16 protein-coding genes are annotated in these 16,902 nt (G+C 58.5%); 2 read left to right on the forward strand and 14 right to left on the reverse strand.

All coding sequences use genetic code 11. From position 1 onward, the window contains the following. The first annotated feature begins 43 nt into the window (after positions 1–43). Positions 44–385 (forward strand): hydrogenase maturation nickel metallochaperone HypA, encoded by a 342-nt coding sequence (hypA, locus tag H7R73_RS14205; RefSeq protein ID WP_103259968.1) that lies wholly within the window; start codon positions 44–46, stop codon positions 383–385. Here hypA and H7R73_RS24205 read toward each other — a convergent pair. Next, complete coding sequence (locus H7R73_RS24205) at positions 363–737, reverse strand: hypothetical protein (protein WP_235621348.1); 375 nt, start codon at positions 735–737, stop codon at positions 363–365. The genes hypA and H7R73_RS24205 overlap by 23 nt on opposite strands. Between H7R73_RS24205 and hypB the strand changes: the two genes are divergently transcribed. Beyond that, positions 624–1,496, forward strand: coding sequence for a hydrogenase nickel incorporation protein HypB (hypB, locus tag H7R73_RS14210; RefSeq protein WP_197971195.1), 873 nt, complete (start codon positions 624–626; stop codon positions 1,494–1,496). The genes H7R73_RS24205 and hypB overlap by 114 nt on opposite strands. Before the next feature lie 335 nt (positions 1,497–1,831). Here hypB and H7R73_RS14215 read toward each other — a convergent pair whose 3' ends face one another. The 13 genes from H7R73_RS14215 to H7R73_RS14275 form a co-directional block, all read right to left on the reverse strand. After that, positions 1,832–2,473 carry an ATP-binding cassette domain-containing protein gene (locus H7R73_RS14215; RefSeq protein WP_103259966.1) on the reverse strand — a complete coding sequence of 214 codons (642 nt, stop codon included), beginning with the start codon at positions 2,471–2,473 and terminating at the stop codon, positions 1,832–1,834. Beyond that, positions 2,473–3,261, reverse strand: a complete 789-nt coding sequence (locus H7R73_RS14220) for an ATP-binding cassette domain-containing protein (protein ID WP_103259965.1) — start codon at positions 3,259–3,261, stop codon at positions 2,473–2,475. Before H7R73_RS14220 ends, H7R73_RS14215 begins: the two co-directional genes overlap by 1 nt. Further along, positions 3,255–4,067: an ABC transporter permease gene (locus H7R73_RS14225; protein WP_103259964.1), complete on the reverse strand. Its 813-nt coding sequence runs from the start codon at positions 4,065–4,067 to the stop codon at positions 3,255–3,257. Before H7R73_RS14225 ends, H7R73_RS14220 begins: the two co-directional genes overlap by 7 nt. Beyond that, complete coding sequence (locus tag H7R73_RS14230; RefSeq protein ID WP_103259963.1) at positions 4,057–5,067, reverse strand: ABC transporter permease; 1,011 nt, start codon at positions 5,065–5,067, stop codon at positions 4,057–4,059. The genes H7R73_RS14225 and H7R73_RS14230 overlap by 11 nt, the downstream gene beginning before the upstream one ends. After that, entirely contained in the window at positions 5,052–6,671 is a 1,620-nt protein-coding gene (locus tag H7R73_RS14235; RefSeq protein WP_103259962.1) for an ABC transporter substrate-binding protein, read from the reverse strand. Before H7R73_RS14235 ends, H7R73_RS14230 begins: the two co-directional genes overlap by 16 nt. Positions 6,672–6,792: 121 nt before the next feature. Then, positions 6,793–7,329 (reverse strand): hydrogenase-2 assembly chaperone, encoded by a 537-nt coding sequence (gene hybE / locus H7R73_RS14240; protein WP_103259961.1) that lies wholly within the window; start codon positions 7,327–7,329, stop codon positions 6,793–6,795. Further along, the gene (locus H7R73_RS14245) at positions 7,311–7,841 is read right to left on the reverse strand and encodes a HyaD/HybD family hydrogenase maturation endopeptidase (RefSeq protein WP_103259960.1); all 531 of its coding nucleotides are present in this window, start codon (positions 7,839–7,841) and stop codon (positions 7,311–7,313) included. Before H7R73_RS14245 ends, hybE begins: the two co-directional genes overlap by 19 nt. After that, entirely contained in the window at positions 7,841–9,544 is a 1,704-nt protein-coding gene (gene hybC, locus H7R73_RS14250; RefSeq protein WP_103259959.1) for a hydrogenase 2 large subunit, read from the reverse strand. The genes H7R73_RS14245 and hybC overlap by 1 nt, the downstream gene beginning before the upstream one ends. Then, on the reverse strand, positions 9,541–10,728 hold the full coding sequence (hybB, locus tag H7R73_RS14255) for a Ni/Fe-hydrogenase cytochrome b subunit (RefSeq protein WP_182951287.1): 1,188 nt from the start codon (positions 10,726–10,728) through the stop codon (positions 9,541–9,543). The genes hybC and hybB overlap by 4 nt, the downstream gene beginning before the upstream one ends. Then, entirely contained in the window at positions 10,721–11,746 is a 1,026-nt protein-coding gene (gene hybA / locus H7R73_RS14260) for a hydrogenase 2 operon protein HybA (protein WP_103259958.1), read from the reverse strand. The genes hybB and hybA overlap by 8 nt, the downstream gene beginning before the upstream one ends. A 2-nt stretch (positions 11,747–11,748) precedes the next feature. Further along, positions 11,749–12,882, reverse strand: coding sequence for a hydrogenase 2 small subunit (gene hybO, locus H7R73_RS14265; RefSeq protein WP_042008183.1), 1,134 nt, complete (start codon positions 12,880–12,882; stop codon positions 11,749–11,751). Positions 12,883–13,502: 620 nt separating this feature from the next. Next, positions 13,503–14,315, reverse strand: a complete 813-nt coding sequence (locus H7R73_RS14270; protein WP_182951289.1) for a hypothetical protein — start codon at positions 14,313–14,315, stop codon at positions 13,503–13,505. Then, positions 14,308–16,899, reverse strand: coding sequence for a hypothetical protein (locus tag H7R73_RS14275; RefSeq protein ID WP_182951291.1), 2,592 nt, complete (start codon positions 16,897–16,899; stop codon positions 14,308–14,310). The genes H7R73_RS14270 and H7R73_RS14275 overlap by 8 nt, the downstream gene beginning before the upstream one ends. Between the last annotated feature and the right edge of the window lie 3 nt (positions 16,900–16,902).

A 16,902-nucleotide genomic window follows, 5' to 3' on the forward strand; every position in this document is an offset into this window, starting at 1 on the left:
GGGAGGAGTCACTGCTCCTCCCCATATCGGTTAAGGAGCCACCATGCACGAAATGTCTCTGGCCATGGCAGCCATCGATCTGGCGGCCGAGCAGGCCACCCAGCGGGGGTTTACCAAGGTGACCGCCCTCTGGCTCGAGGTTGGCAGCTTCTCCTGCGTCGACCCGGACACCATTGCCTTCTGTTTCGAGGCGGCCGCCAAGGGCACTGTGGCCCAAGGCGCCCAACTTCACTTCCTGCACCAGGCGGCAGAGGCCTGGTGTTACGACTGCAACCAGACGGTCACCCTCACCGAGCGCGGGCAAGCCTGCCCCGAGTGTGGCGGATACAAATTACGAGTCGCGCAAGGGAACAGCCTGCGCATCACCGACATCGAGGTAAGTTGATATGTGTAGCGTATGCGGATGCGGCCAGGCGCGGATCGCCGGCCATGAGCACGATCATGAGCATCATCACGAACATGAACATCACCATGAACATGGTCATGAACACGACCATCATCATGCTCATGACGCCCATCACCATCATGATCACGAGCAGAGCGCGCCGCGCACCCTGATCATTCACCACCACTATCACCATCAGGGGGATGTCCATCACCACTACCACGGGGTGCGGGCTCCCATAAGCCATGAGGGGCATGATCACCCCCATGAGCACCACCATGATCACCCCCACGACCATCATCATGATCATGTCCACTCTCATGACCACGGCCATTCTCACGCACATCCCCATGATCACAGCCACGACCATGACCATGACCATGACCATGACCATGACCATGACCACCAGCAGGGTGATCTGCACTACGGCAAAGGGGAAGCGGGGTTGTCGGTGCCCGGTATGGGGCAGCGCCAGCTGATCGCCATCGAGATGGATGTGCTGACCAAGAACAACGCGCTGGCGGCCCACAACCGTGAGCACTTCACAGCTGCCGACCAACTGGTGCTCAATCTCGTCTCTAGCCCGGGGTCAGGCAAGACCACTTTGCTGTGCGAAACCCTGCGCCTGCTGGCCGAAAAACGCCCCTGCGCCGTGATCGAAGGGGATCAGCAGACCAGCGCCGATGCGGATCGCATCCGTGCTACTGGCGTCCCTGCCGTGCAGATCAACACCGGCAAGGGCTGCCATCTGGACGCCAAAATGGTTCACGACGCCTGCCACCAGCTGCCCGCCCATCAAGGGGGCATCCTCTTTATCGAGAACGTGGGCAATCTGGTCTGCCCCGCCAGCTTCGATCTCGGCGAGAAGTACAAGGTAGCGATCCTCTCTGTCACCGAGGGGGAAGAGAAGCCGCTGAAATATCCGGATATGTTCGCCGCCGCCCAGCTGATGGTGATCAACAAGATCGATCTGCTGCCCTACGTCAGCTTTGACGTGGCCCGCTGCATCGAGAACGCCAAACGGGTCAACCCCTATATTCAGGTGATCCAGGTCAGCGCCACCACGGGTGAAGGGATGGATGCCTGGCTTAACTGGCTGGCCAGTGCCTGAACCGGTTAAACGCCGCTGATAACGGTAGAAAACAAGAGAGGGAGGCTGATGCCTCCCTCTCTTTTGTCTATGAACCTTGTCGGCCGTGCTATCTGTTCGGAGTAGCCAGCGTCCCCTCACCCTGGCCCTCTCCCCAGGGAGAGGGGACCGGTTCGTGGATGCCGCGACTATACGACGCCCTCAAACCCCTCAGGGGAGCTTCGAGCATAACAACCAGCCATATTTTCAAACCCAGAGGTTCTCCAAACCCTAAACCCCGAGCCTGGCGAAATGGCACCTTCTGCTCCCTTCTCCCCTTGCGGGAGAAAGGCTGGGGATGAGGGGGAAGCCAATCCTCAGGCCACGCTACGGGCCATCGCCTCCTGCTCCGCAGGCATCTCACCAAAGCGCAGCACCCGATGGCAGATCTGGCGCAGCAGTGCCTGCTGGTGACTGAAGACAAGCATACCAAGCCCGCGCTGTTCGCACTCAATCATCAACTCCCGCCAGAGCTGGCGCTGAATCTGCGGATCCAGCTGGGCTGTCACCTCGTCGGCAATCAGCAGACGAGTGCGAGGATCGAGGGCGCGCAGCAGCGCGATACGGGCCAGCTCACCACCGGAGAGCTGGCCGGGTTTACGACCGAGCCATTCAGGCTTGACCATAAAGCGGGCCAGCATGGCGTCATCGGGGCGCCATACGTCCCAGAGCGCCTGCCCGGTGGTGCGATAGGGATTGAAGGTGAGTTCCGGGTGCTGAGGCACCAGCTGGATAGGGTTATAACCTTTTACCTGTTCAGGCACCGGCTGCCCATCCAGCAGGATCTGCCCGCCGGCCCCAACCGGTTGCCAACCGGCCAATACCCGCCCCAGCGTGGTCTTACCATGGCCGCTGGGGGCGGAGATGCCGAGCCGCTCCCCCGCTTTCACCGTCAGCGATAAACCCTGCCAAACGGGACGTTCCCCCTGGGCGATAGTGAGGTTTTGTACTTCCAACATCAGGAAACCTCCGGCACAGAGAAGAGCGCGTTGAACTCCGGCAGCGCCTGCCAGTGGGCACGGAGCATCTCGCTCCCCTGCCCCTGGCGCAGATGGTGGCAGCTCAAGGTGTCGCTCACCTGCCCCTGATGCAGCGCCACGATGCGATCGGCAAAACGGGCCGCCAGTGCCAGATCGTGGGTCACCCAGAGGATGCCGCTGCCCTGATTGGCCAATTCACGCAACTGGCCGAGCAGCTGGCAGGCCAGCCCCTCGTCGAGCCAGGCGGTGATCTCGTCCGCCAGAATGTAGCGGGCACCGCCGAGCGCCGCTGTGCAGGCCAGAATACGCTTGGCCATGCCGCCGGAGAGCTGGCGCGGATAGCTGTCCAGGGTGGTGGCGGGCAACTGGTAGCGCAGCAGTTGCTGGCCGAGCCGCTCGCGAGAACCGCTCTGACCGCAGAGACGCGCCGCACGCCCCAGCTGGCGCTCCACCGTCAGCAGCGGGTTGAGAGCGCTCACCCCCTGCGGCACATAGCAGAGGGTGTGGCCGCGCAGTCCGGCCCGGCTGGCGTCGCACAGGGGCACGCCATCGAGGAAGATGGTGCCGCGCATCCGCAGGTTGTCCGGCAGCAGGGTCAGGGCACTTTGCAGCAACAGGCTCTTGCCCTCGCCGCTCCCCCCCACCAGCGCCACTATCTCCCCCGGCGCCAGTTGCAGGCTGATATCGGTCAAGAGCGGCCGCCAGCTGCGCCGACCCAGCCAGGAGTAGTGGGCCGCTTCTATGGTCAACTGGTCGAAGCTCAGCATGGTTCTCCCCCAAACCAGAGTTGTTGCAGGGCACGGGTAGCCTGATCAAACAGTAAAACCAAGGTCAGCAGCATCAGACCGGGGAAGAGGGCCAGCCACCAGCCGCCGCCGGCCAGATAACGCAGGGCATCGGCCAGCAGCAGACCCAGCGAAGCCTCGTGGGCCGCCAGCCCAAAGCCGAGAAAGCTCAGCGCCGCGCTGTGCAGCACCGCATGGGGGAACATCAGCAGGGTGCCGATAAACCACTGGGGCAACAGCCCCGGCAACAGGTGGGTGCGCCAGCGGCGCAGCGCTCCCATCCCCTGACAGCGGGCCAGCACCACGTAGTCGCTGCTGGCGATCCGCCGCGCCTCGGCGCAGAGAATGAGCGCCAGCTTGGGCCAGTGGGTCAGCGCCACCGCCAGGATCACCCCACGCATGCCGCCCCCTGCGGTGAAGCAGATCAGGATCAACAGCAGCATATGGGGCAGCGCCAGCATGGCGTCGATCACCAGGCGCACCGCCCCATCGCACCTGGGATGAATGAGCGACACGCTTGCCGCCGCCATGGCCAGCAGGCCACTGCACAGGGCCGTGCTGATGCCCAGCTCCAGACTGGTGAGGGTGCCCTGAAAGGCCCGCAGCCAGAGATCCCGTCCCATCTGATCGGTCCCGAACCAGTGCACCAGCGAGGGGGGCTGCTGGCGGGCCAGCAGATCCATCGGCACATCCTGATGAGAGAGGCTCCAGCCGTAGCTGGCCAGCAGCAGCAGGCAGATCAGCGCAAAGCCCAGCCGCAGCAAGGAGGGGAGCGGATTAAACATCATGATCGCCCTCCCAGCCGCGGTTGATGCGGGCCAGCAGCACCCGCGCCACCGTGTTGCCAATAAAGACCAGCAGGGTACAGAAGAGCACGATTCCCATCAGCAGGGGGATATCGCCCCGCAGCCCTGCATCCACGGTGGCCTGACCGAGCCCCGGATAGGAGAAGACCTTTTCTGCCAAGAGCGATCCGCCAATCAACTCACCCAGCGAGGCAAACTGCAGGCAGAGTGCCGGGGTCAGGGCATGGCGCAGCACGTGAAAGCGCAGCATGGGCCAGCCGCCATCCCCCTGGGCGCGGGCATAGCGAATAAAGTCGCTCGCCAGCACCTCGGCTACCCGCGCCCGGGTGTGCAGGGCGATATTGCCAAGCCCCAGCAGGGCTAGGGTTGTGACCGGCAGCAACAGATGACGCAACCGCATGGCCCAATCCGCCTCATCGGCAGCGAGCCCCGGCGTCCAGGCGCAGCAGACCGGAAGCCAAGGCCAGTGCACCGCAAACAGGGCGAGCAGCAACAGGCCGACCCAGAAGGTGGGAAGGGAGGCAAGCAGGTAGGCAAAGCGGCAAATCAGGCGATCGGGCCAGTGATTGAGATAGCGACCGGCGCAGAGGCCCAGCAAAATCCCGAAACAGCCGGAGAGCAGCCAGGCCCCCGCCAGCAGCAGGAAGGAGGCGGCAAAGCGTTGGCCAATCACCTCGCTCACCGGCGCGTTGTAGAGCATGGAGTAACCGAGATCTCCTTGCAGCACCTGGCTGAACCAGTGCCAGTAACGCAGCCAGAGCGGCTGATCCAGCCCCCAGCGGGCGGCGATGTGGGCGTACTGCTCCGGCGGCACATGGAGCAGATCGTTGCCGATATAGGCCTTGATGGGGTCGATAGGGGAGTAGCTCAGCAGCACAAAGGTGGCGACCGAGACCAGACATAACAGCCCTGCCAGACGCAGCAGGGCTTTTAGCAACAAATAACCAGAGTGACTCAAGGGCGAACTTAACGGCACGTCCACCGCCAATCCTGCAGGTTGTTGAGCAGGGACCAGCTACCGTGGATTTCCGGCGCCCCCTTGCCAAGGTCGATGCAGCGGTTGGCGAGATAGGTATGCTGCACGTTGAGCAGCCAGGCCCAGGCGGCATCTCCCTGCACTCCGGCGCCGGTCTTGCCATCCCACTCCACCTGCTGCCAGAACGGCACGGCCGCCTGCCAGTTCGGGGCATCCAGCGCCTGCTTGAGGTGGCTATCCACCACCGGATTGCTGTAGTAGCCCGGATTGTAGAACTCCACGCCACCGGAGCCGCTCTGGTAGTGGTGATAGAGCTCCATGGGATCCAGACTCCCCCACCCCATCAGCACCGGATTGGCGTGCATCTCCCGCTCCACCTGCTCCCAGCTGCCGGACTTGAGGCTCACCTCAAGGCCAATGGGCCCCAGCATGGCTCGCACCGCTTCCGCCAAATCCCGGCGGGTGCTGTCGCCACTGGTGTACCAGAGGGTAAAGGCAGCGCGCAGGGAGCCCTTGTGGCGAATGCCGTCACTGCCCATCTTCCAACCGGCCTCGTCGAGCAGGGCGTTGGCATGGGCAGCATCCCCATCCTTGAAGGCGGTGGCTTTGTTCAGCCAGGGCAAGCCTTCTACCGCGCTGTAGGCGGGGATGGCGTGCCCCTCCAGCAGCTGGTCGGCCAGCAACTTGCGGTCGATGGCGTAGTTGATGGCGCGGCGCACCGCAACATCCGAGGTCACGTCGTTGCCGATGGGATAGCCCTTGGCATCCTTGCCGCCCGCAGGCGGAATGGGGAAGACAATACCGCGGTTCTCGACACTCGGGCGCACCCACAGCTTGAGGGAGGCAGGCACGGTAGGCGCCAGCGACGGGGCGATGCGCACCACATCGAGCTGGCTGCTCTGGGCGGCGGCATAGGCGCTCTCTTCATCGATAAAGACAAAGACCAGCCGTTTGAAGTCATTGTTGCCACCGGCGTAATAGGGGTTCGCCTCCACCACCAGTTGCTGGCCGGGCAGGAAGCTCACCAACCGGTAAGGGCCGGCACCGACCGGCTTTTGGGCGTAAGCTTTTGCGTCGTAATCCCGCTTCGACACTATCCCCAAAGATCCCAGCACGTTGACGAAGGTGCTCTGGGGAGCACTCAAGGTGATGGCAACCTCGGTGGGCGAGAGCACCTTGGCCGAGACAAAGTTGCCCATGTCGATCTTGCCGCCGCCCTGGGCTGCGCTGTTGTAGGTGAAGGCCACATCCTCTGCGGTAAGCGGTGCACCGTTGGAGAATGTCAGATCCGGCTTGAGGCGGATAAGCCACCCCTTGCCATCCTTGCTCGGGGTCACCGATTGGGTGAGCACGTTCTGCCAGCTGAGGTCGGCGTTTTGCTTGAGCAGCGGGCTGTGCAGCAGCAGATAGCTGCCGTGGCTCCAACCAAGCAGCGGGTCAAACCCTTCGGTGGGCTCACTGCCGATGGCGAGCTTGAGTTCGGCGGGGACGGGCTGGGCAGCCAGCGCCATGGTAGAGAAACCGCCCGATAGCAGGGCCAGCAGGGGTAGTGCCCGCACCAAGACTGGCGCACCAAGCAGGCCATCGATACGGCCATGTTCAATCTTCATCATGATCCTTGTTCCCAGGATTCACTCGCAGAGATGCAACGCCACCTCAATGAGGCGAGTGAGGGGCCCATGCCGGCCCCTGTGTCAAACTGACGCGCCCGGTTGTCGGCACGCCTTGGTCTCAGGACTTTCGTCCCCCGAACAGTCGTCGGCGCCCCAGATCCACGCCGCCCTCCCCCTGCTGCACCGGAAGCGAAAGCAGCATCTTGAGGGTGCTGCTCACCAGCGCCCGGCCCTCGTCGGCCCCCAGATGCGGGTCGATGGGGGACATGAGCGAGCAGGCCAGCAACTGCCCCGTCTCGGGCAATGCCCCCACCATAAAGGTCAGGTTGCCGCAGGGGAGCTGCAGGGCGAGCCGATCGCTGCTGCTGCGCACCGGCCAGAGCTGATCCGGCCCCGGCAGCACCACCAGGCTCAACATCCAGGGGGTGAGCACGCAGCCAAGCCACTGCCCTTCAAACAGGGTGCACTCGGCCACGATGGGCATGGCCGGGTGATAGAAGGGCAACGCCTGCATCTCTTCGCGAGCGATCCGCTCGTACTGGGCTACCAGCAGGGGCGCGGGATTGGTGGCAAAACCGGCAAATTCCTGCGCCGGCTCTGTCGCGGCTTCGTTCACTGTCTTGTTCACTACCTCATTCACAATGGATTGCGCCATAGGCCCTCCCGCGCTCGCTCGGCCTTCTCCTGCTCAGAGAGCGGGATGGCTGGGGCACCGACACTGGCCAACAGGGTCAGGATCCGATCCGTCGCCTCCCCCAACGCCGCCGCCACCACGGGAGTGAGGCCGATGCGGGGTTCGAGGGATGCGGGCTCGACCCCGATCAGGGTGAGCCGCCTGGGGGATTCCCCCGTCATGTGCAGCGCCGAGAGCACGTCCGCCAGCCCCAGCTGATGGGGGGAGATCTTGCGACCGAACAGGGTCGGGATCGCCTCATCCTTCAGGGTCACCACGGTACCCGGTGGATTGCCGCTGCGCACCGCGTCCGCCAGTATGATGTGGTCGCGACTGGCCATCGCTTCGAGCAGCTCCATGCCGGCGGTGCCGCCATCGAGCAGCTCGATGCCGGGGGCGAAGCGGTAGTCGCGCTCCAGCCCCTCGACGATGCGCACGCCGACGGCCTCGTCACTCAAGAGCAGGTTGCCCACGCCCAGGATCAGGGTGTTCATCACAGCACCTTCACTTGAGTCGTTTCACCGCTCTGGGTATCCACCACGTGCACCGCGCAGGACATGCAGGGGTCGAACGAGTGGATGGTGCGCACCACCTCCAGCGGCTTGGCAGGATCCGCCACCGGGGTGCCTACCAGAGATTGCTCGTAGGGGCCGGGCTCGTCGTTGAAGTTGCGCGGGCCCGAGTTCCAGGTCGATGGCACCACCGCCTGATAATTCTCGATCTTGCCACCCTTGATGACGATCCAGTGGGAGAGCATGCCGCGCGGCGCCTCTTCAAAGCCCACCCCGCGAAACTCCTTGTCCGCCGGGATCTCGGTCTTGATGTAGGCGCTGACATCCCCCTTGCCGATATTGTCCACCAGCGCCTTCCACTGGTGAGACAGGGTGTCTTTGAGCACGCAACAGCGCACCGCCCGGCCGATGATGCGGCCCAGGGTGGAGTGCAGCTGCTCGGTCTTGATGGCTGAACCGGTGAGCGTTTTGTAGAGACCGTTCAGCTGATCGAAATGCGCCACCGTCTCCGGGTGCTTGGCGGCGAGCTTGACCAGCAAGTCGGCAAGCGGCCCCACCTCCACCACCTTGCCGTAGAAGGTGGGGGATTTGACCCAGGAGTACTTGCCGTCATCCTGCCAGCCGGTGTAGTTGGGCTCGGTCTTGCCCTCCCAGGGCTTGAGGGGGGCGTCATCCTTGTACCAGGCGTGCTTGTTGCTCTCGGCGATGCCATCCATCAACCAGGCATCCTGATGGCTCTCGATGGGACGATAGCCGGCCAGATCGCCGTTCTCGATGTAGCCACCCGGCATCAGGAAGCTGCCGCCGTCACCGTCGGTGGGCAGCTCCGGCACGCTCAGGTAGTGCTTGGCCCCCTGCCCCAGGTTCAGCCACTCGGGGTAGTGGGCGGCTATGATGGCGGCATCCACCTTGTAGACCTGCTCGATGAACTCGCCGAGCCGATCGATAAAGCTCTTCACGTAGAGCAACCGCTCCAGGTTGAGCACACTTGGTGCATCCAGGTTGATGGGGTTGGCCACGCCGCCCACCGCCAGGTTCTGGATGTGGGGGGTCTTGCCACCGAGGATGGCGACGATGCGGTTGGCATCGCGCTGGCACTCCAGTGCCTGCAGGTAGTGGGCCACGGCGATGAGGTTCACCTCCGGGCTCAGCTTCATCGCCTTGTGACCCCAGTAGCCGTTGGCAAAGATGCCGAGCTGGCCGCTGGCTACCAACGCGCGGATTTTATCCTGCACCTTGGTCAGCTCGTCGGCACTGTTGAGGGACCAGGTCGATGCCCCCTTGAGCATGTCCGCCGCTTTTTGCGGATTGGCCTCAAGGGCCGCGGTGATGTCCACCCAGTCCAGCGCGGAGAGCTGGTAGAAGTGGACGATGTGATCGTGGATGTTGTGGGCCGCGATGATGAGGTTGCGGATGTACTGGGCGTTGACCGGCACCTTGGCGCCGATGGCGTTCTCCACCGCCCGCACCGAGGCGATGGCGTGAATGGAGGTACATACCCCGCAGATGCGCTGCACTATCATCCAGGCATCGCGCGGGTCGTTGCCCTTGACGATCTCCTCCATCCCGCGCCACATGGTGCCGGACGACCAGGCCTTGGTGACGACGCCGCCTTCGATTTCACAGTCGATACGCAGGTGACCCTCGATGCGGGTGATTGGGTCTATGGTGATACGTTGGCTCATACGTTGGCTTTCCCTCGGGCCTGATAATCTTGGTGAACACGTTCAAGTGATGGCAGTACCGGCAGCAGCCGGATCAGCAGCAAATAGGCACACACCTCGATGGCGACGAAGCCCAGGGAGATCAGCACTTCCGCCGCAGAGGGGAAGTAGTGGTAGCCATTGCCGGGGTTGAAGGCGAGCAGGGAGTAGTCCAGTCGCCAGAGGGCGGCGCCCAGCAGCATGCTGAGGGCCCCCAGGAACAACATGCGCGAATCGCGGCGGCTCTTGTCCCAGTGGAACACCAGCAGCGGGAAGATCATCAGCGCGATCTCGCTCCAGAACATCAAGGCGTAGCGGTTCCACTGGGAGAGATATTCCGACTTGTCGTTGATGACGATCTCGGCAAAGCGCAGCGCCACGAACAGGATCAGGAAGATGTCGATCACCTGGGTCAGCTTGTAGAACAGCGACTTCTCGTTGGGGCCGCGCCCCGCCAGCCCTGCCTGCACCAGGGAGCCTTCAAACACCACGATGGAGAAGCCCATGATGAAGGCGGTCAGAAGCGAAAAGACCGGCAGCAGCTCGTAGCTTTGCCAGAGCGGATGGATCTTCTCCCCCGCCACTATCATCAAAGAGCCCATCGAGGATTGGTGCATGGTGGGCAGCAGGGCCCCCAGTGCCAGGATGAAGAACATGATCTTGTTGAGTCGTGCCATGGAGGCCTTCCAGCCGAACTTCTCCAGCAGCACGGGGGCAAACTCCAGCGCCATCACCCCGATGTAGATAGTCATGCAGACCGCCGTCTCGGACAGCACCGAGGAGGTGTTGAAGAAACCCGGAATGTAGAAGTAGGGTAAGTTCCAGTAACGGCCGACGTCGATGGTGATGGAGAGGCCGCCCAACGAATAGCCGAACAGACTCGCCAGCAGGGCCGGCCTTACCAGGGGGTGATACTCCCCCCGGTTGAAGACGTAGACCGCCCAGGCCAGCGCCCAGCCGCCGCAGGCGAAACCGGTGCCGATCAGCAGATCGAACGAGATCCAGAGCCCCCAAGGGTAGCCGCCGTTGAGATCGGTGACCGAGCCCAGCCCGAAGATGAGGCGTTTGAGGATCAGCATGCCGCACAGGATGACGAACGGCGCCAGCACCATGACCGGCCAGCTGACCAGCCTGCCCCCCAGCGGATGTGCCTTGTGATTACTCATGATCCTTGCCTCCCGATTGCTTGTCATGGCCCGCGTGCGAGTCATGATCGTCGCCATCCTGATGGTCCTTGGTGTTGCGGCGAATGAGCACCGAGAGCCCGGTCAGCACCACCAGCGGCAGCACCATCCCCTTGTAGAGGGTGTGCTGGGTGTGCTCGGAGCGCGCCCCGGAGGAGAGCTCCGGCAAGTCAGGCATGTCTAGCTTGGTGTAGGGCACCCCGGCCAGCACCAGCACCTGGGTGCCGCCCCCCTCCTTCTCGCCATAGACGTAAGGCTGGTAGTTGGGCACCTCGTGCAGATAGGGATCGTTGGCGCTGAAGGTCTGGCGCGGGTAGGCGTATTCGCTGCCCGGGGTCGCCAGCAGCCGGCGCTTGGCCTCGGCCATCAGCTCCTCGCGGGTACCAAAAATCACCGCGCCGGTCGGGCAGACCTGTACACAACCAGGTAACTTGCCCTGATCGATCCGCTCAAGCCCCTTCTGGTTGCAGAGCTCGCACTTGTGGATCGCCCCGAACGGGTTGTCGTAGTCATATTTGGGCACGTCGAACGGGCAGCCCACCATGCAGTAGCGGCAGCCGGTGCAGACGTCCGGGTCGTAATGGACGATGCCGGTCCTGGGATCCTTGGTCAGCGCCTGCACCGGGCAGACGGAGACGCAGTTGGGATCGACGCAGTGCATGCACTGCTTCTTGATGTAGGCATAGCCATCCACCAGCTGATCCTTGTGCTCACCCGTGCCGCTCTTCCACACCTGAATGATGTTGTTGGTGTAGGGGCTCAGCTTGTCGTTGTTGGACCAGGTCGCTTCCCCGGCCGGATTGGCCGGGTTGCCGTTGAGGCGCTGACACTCCGCCACACAGGCCTGGCAGCCGATGCAGAGGGTGGAGTCGTAGAGCATGCCGAGCGCGCCGGGAATGGGCGGCTTGTTCTCGGCCGCTGCCAGGGCAGTGCCGGAGACGGTGGTGCCCGCCGCCAGCGCACCGACGGAGGCGAATTTGAGGAAGTTGCGTCTGTTCACGGTCACTCCTCCCGTGATGAGTGCTGTCCGGCTTCATGGCGCTTCTGCTGGCGACCGAGCTCGCGCACCGTCATCAGACTCACCCCGACCAGCACCCCGAGCGCCCCACCGATAAGGCCGGTGGCGGTGGGCGACATGTGCCCCCCCTCTTGAATGGCCACGTCGGGCTTGTTCACCCGCGGGGTGGGATTCTCCACCTTGGCGAGCTGGAAGATCCCCTTGCTGAAACCCACCCCCTGCTCGTTGCAGCCGTAGCAGGGATGGCCGATGCCCACCGGCCAGATGCCGCCGCCCACGTCGCAGAACTCCAGGGTCGAGCAGTTGCCGTAGGTCTCCGGCCCCTTGCAGCCCAGATGGTAGAGACACCAGCCCTGACGGTGGCCCTCGTCGCCAAACTCCTTGGCGAAACGGCCGGCGTCGAAGTGCGGGCGACGCTCGCAGTTTTCGTGGATGAGCCGCTCATAGGCAAACAGCGGCCGCTTTTTGGCATCGAGCGCCGGCAGCTTGCCGTAGGTGATGTAGTAGGCGACCGTGGTGAGGAAGTTGTGGGGATTGGGCGGGCAGCCCGGGATATTGATAATCGGCGTGCCGAGGTTGCCGAGGGCCTCTTCCAGGCTGACGGCACCGGTCGGGTTGCCACCACTGGCAGGCACCCCGCCCCAGGCGGCGCAGGAGCCGATGGCGATGACGGCAGCCGCATCGGCAGCCGCGCGGCGAATATGGTCGACGATGGGTTCCCCCGCCACCATGCAGTAGATGCCGCCATCTTTAAGCGGGATGGATCCGTCCACCACCAGCACATACTTGCCCTTGTAGCGTTCGATGGCATTGTGCTTGTTCTCTTCGGCCTGATGGCCGAAGGCCGCCGAGAGCACCTCGTGGTACTCCAGCGAAATGGTGTTGAGGATCAGGTTCTCGATGGTGGGGTGGGTGGCGCGCAGCAGCGACTCGGTGCAACCGGTACACTCCTGCGCCCCTATCCAGATCACCGGTGGCCGCTCGGGGCTGGTGAGCGCCGTGGCCATCTTGGCGACGGCGTGTTGGCTTAATCCAAGGGTTGCGGCCATCCCGGCGCACAATTTCATAAAGTCACGGCGATTAATTCCATGAGCCGATAAAAAAGTATCCTCGACCATTCTTCTTATTCCCGTCAGTGAGCATTGTTTGACAAATGCTTAATTGCGGGAATGCTATGCCTCCCCTTCCCCCTTTATGTTGATCTCCATCAAGTTGAACCCTATTAATGCCTCTGTCGAACTGGAGAATGAAATTAAAAAAGCTATATGCCACATGCATTTATTATTTGCTGAGCCCCGAAAACCCCCACAAAGAGGTATTTCAAGAAAATACCTAATTAACACCATATAAATTACGTCTTTGTTTTCGGCATGAAATTATAAAAATGAAAGCATTGTCACAGAATCCTTACCCCATGAATGATAAGGCGGCTCATGAAATTATGATCATTGCTTGCTTGGGAAACAAGCGGAAATGTAGCAAGACATGAAAAATTAATCATCATGCTAGATTACTGAACATAAGTTGCAGGTGATCGCATCCGACAACCTCGTTTGCAAATACCACATTTCACTGAGTTTCTACCACCATGTCCAATGACCCTCAGGAGATAAATGCTGCCAAGATCGGCCCCCTGTCTCAGGAAAAAAATAGAGGTAATGTTATAATAGATTTTTTGTAATTTTGTAAAAGCACCGGCCTTAAGCCGGTGTCACGCATAATAATTTAATATTAATCTTCACCTGCATGAAATAACAGCCAATTCTTTTCCATTCTGTGTGACTGAAATTTCGCCCTTTTCAGGAGATACATTGTAGCTAGTATTTTTATTTTTGAAAATAAACCTATCACCAACTAAGGAGTAGTCATTGAGAGATATTTCTTTTTTCTGCTTACCATAAGCATAGGTTATATCTCCTGAAAATGGAGAGTAACATAAATTTAAATAACGCCCTGACGTGGTCTTACAATAATAAAAAACGCGGTCTCCACTGTCACAAATTTTGCTTCCTGTGCTTTCTGACAGTTCATCTATCTCAATATATCGCATTTTACTGTATAAGTCAGGCACTTCACTATTTACATGAATATATGGGACATCTATTATTTTGCTTATGATGGCAGAATCCTCATTTGCCACCCCTTCCAAATTTATTTTAGTAATATCATTACCTTTATTTATCTCACCAATACCACTTACTCGCTCCTCGCCAGCGCTTGTAAATATAGATGCACTACCTATATAATTAATTTTCCCAGTAATATCAAAATAATATACTGCGCTCACATTAGGCCTATCAGCAACAACTGAAATTTTTATAACTCCATTATCGCTTACTTTTTTACATGAACTATTTTCCGATGTAAAAGGTACCGTAAATGATTCCACCTCCTCATTATATTTTATAGAAAGCATGCTAATCGGCTCACCGTTTTCAGTTTTAGTTTCAACTTGATGAGATATTTCATCTGAGCAGCCTTCAATAGCGTTTACCCATGAAGGTAAAAGACCACAAATAGTCAATAAAAAAAAGAGAGGTGGATTATTCATTAACAGACTCCAGATCTTGATTCGCTTTCCTAACCATTGAACCATCTTTATACGCGCTATACCATTTAGAGTCTTTAAGAGCACTTTCAGAAAACTCAAACTTTTTAAATTTCAATTTGGAAAAGTCTACATTTCTACAATCTATGCTCTTGCTTAATCTCAGCAGTGACTCATTTCGCTCTTTTACATGATTAAAACCACCATTTACAGCAATAGTTACTTTCAAGAAATCGTTATTTTTCGTGAAACCTCTTATATCGCCCCATGCCGAGCCAGAAACCCAATACCATACAGCAGAGTACACTGCATGATGGATTTTACTTGCAAGCATCTCGACCTTATCACTATCAATAGGCAGTAAATCAATTGACGCCAAATATTTCTCGTAATTTTTTTTATGTGTTATCTGTATTAGTCCTCGACCATGATAGAAACTTCCACCACCATATTCGTCCCATTTAGATGGAGTGGTGCCGTCTTTATTCTTATATTCTTCCGTTGTTCTGAAAAAGTCAGTCTCAACAAGACATTGTGCCAAGAAATGCATTTTATCAAGGCATGTTGAAACACCATAGAAATTCATAGCCGCATTAAGCTCTTTGAGGAAGATATCTGCAGAAATACTTGTAATACCAGCATATGATGACCGTGAAAATAAATTTCCCACTGAAGCCTTCCCTTCGATTGCACTTTCTAAATGTTTCAGTTCAATATCTCGACCACACAAACACTGATTGCCATTTAGCCGTGATAATGTTAATGGCTGAATATGCCAAACTGCCTTATCAAGCTTTAGCTTCGCTGCACTCTGCATCCACTCCAGCTTATCGATACGCTGTTTCTCGTGATCCACCAGCAGGTCAAAATCAGGCAAGCCAATTTTAGCCATCAGTTTTTCCAGCCACAGATAACTGCTGGCCGACGATTTTTCATACCACTCGCTGGGATGCTTGACAATAAGCTTGTGAAGTTGCTCTGCATTGCTGCTATTTTGCAGCGCGGTCTGTATTTCTTCACTGCTAAGTTCACCGCTCTTGTCGGTATCGAAACTGTTTACCAATTCGGTAAAGAAAGTAGGCGGCGCATCCGGGTCCAGATAACCATCTGATCCTGAACCATCGACCTTTTTAAAGCCAATCTTAAGCCAGTCATGCTGGCTCAATAGCTCCACTTGCTCTTTCTTGACATATTTTCCTGACGAAATGCTGACCCACTCCTGCTTGGTGGCATCTTTTTCAAACGTTGGTGATTCAACCAGCGCTTCCAGACTCTTGTCACCGGTTGCCACCCAGAGATCTTTACCATCCTGCTTTTTCTTCTCGTGCAAGATGAGTCCCGCCGGGACCTTGGCATAGGTGGCACCACCTTTTGTTCCCGCTTTGTTGGCCAATACTTCGTCCAGTCTGGGATCCTGGGTGAAGATTTCAAGATGGACTTGATGCTTGCTCTTCTTGCCACCAATCAAAGAGCCAGGCGTTTCCACCAGGCCGAGATAGCCGATGGTCTCACCTGCGGCAATAGCCACGGGAGATGGCAACACATATAGCTCACCAAGATGAGAAGGTGTACGCGCATTTACCTTGATAAATTCATCTTCGACGCACACCCAGGCCATACCGCAACTACCCGCAGCACCATCTGCATTCGGTGTCACATATTCGCATTTGGCCATCTTGCGTGCTTTGTCACCCACCCAATGGAATTCGAGTTGGTGGGCATCATACGTCACTTTTGTTCCTGCGGGCAGAGAAACGCTTCGGTCTCCTGCCCTCAGACGACCTGTAGGCCCATTGAAAACAGGATCCGCACGACCAACCATATTAGTCAGCAGTTCCGCCTCTATCTGATCGAATAGCCAGGTTGGCACATTGGGCTTGATAAAGGTCACTGCTTCCGGGCTATTGGCGATCCAGACCGAACTCCCTTGACTGACCACAACACCGGCCTTCTCAGCCTCTTTCATCTGGGTATTGGACAGCTGACTCTTGATGATCACCTTGATGAAGTCATACACCTTGCCCCCGACATTCCCCTTTTGGGATGGTACACTGCTGTCCATTTCCAGTTCGGTATCTTTAGGTAGCGTGAAGCGCGGCAAGGCGGCATCAACACGCTGCTGCTCGGCATCGGGATTGGCATGGGGAACGGAATTGCGCGCATTCCACCCCTTCTTCAGTACCAGCTTCTCGGTGCTTTGGTACTGATCCCAAGGCAGCAGATGCATATAGAGCGAGTAGAAGGTGAACTCATTTTTCGCCTTGGTCTCTGCATTCACTTCACAATATTCATGCTGTACCAGGCAGAAACAGTTGGAATAACGCAAGGACTCCCCCTGAAATTCAGAGGTCAGGTAATCCTTCATCATCCGGAAGGCCACCACCTTGCCATCGGCCATGGCTCTGACAGGGTACTTATCCTTGCACCAAGGAGCACTCTTGTCGCTGATATGAATGCCGCCATGCCATTTGTTGTGATTGCCAAGAAGATAGTGACCCGATTGCTCGCCATTGATCAGCGCCGTCAGTGCCTTGACGTCCTTGAACTCTTCCCCTTTGGCAGTGAGGATGGGAAATGCAAACTTCATGCT

Origin of the sequence: Aeromonas sp. WP2-W18-CRE-05, assembly GCF_014168615.1 — a bacterium.
Classification (GTDB): Bacteria; Pseudomonadota; Gammaproteobacteria; order Enterobacterales; family Aeromonadaceae; genus Aeromonas; species Aeromonas caviae.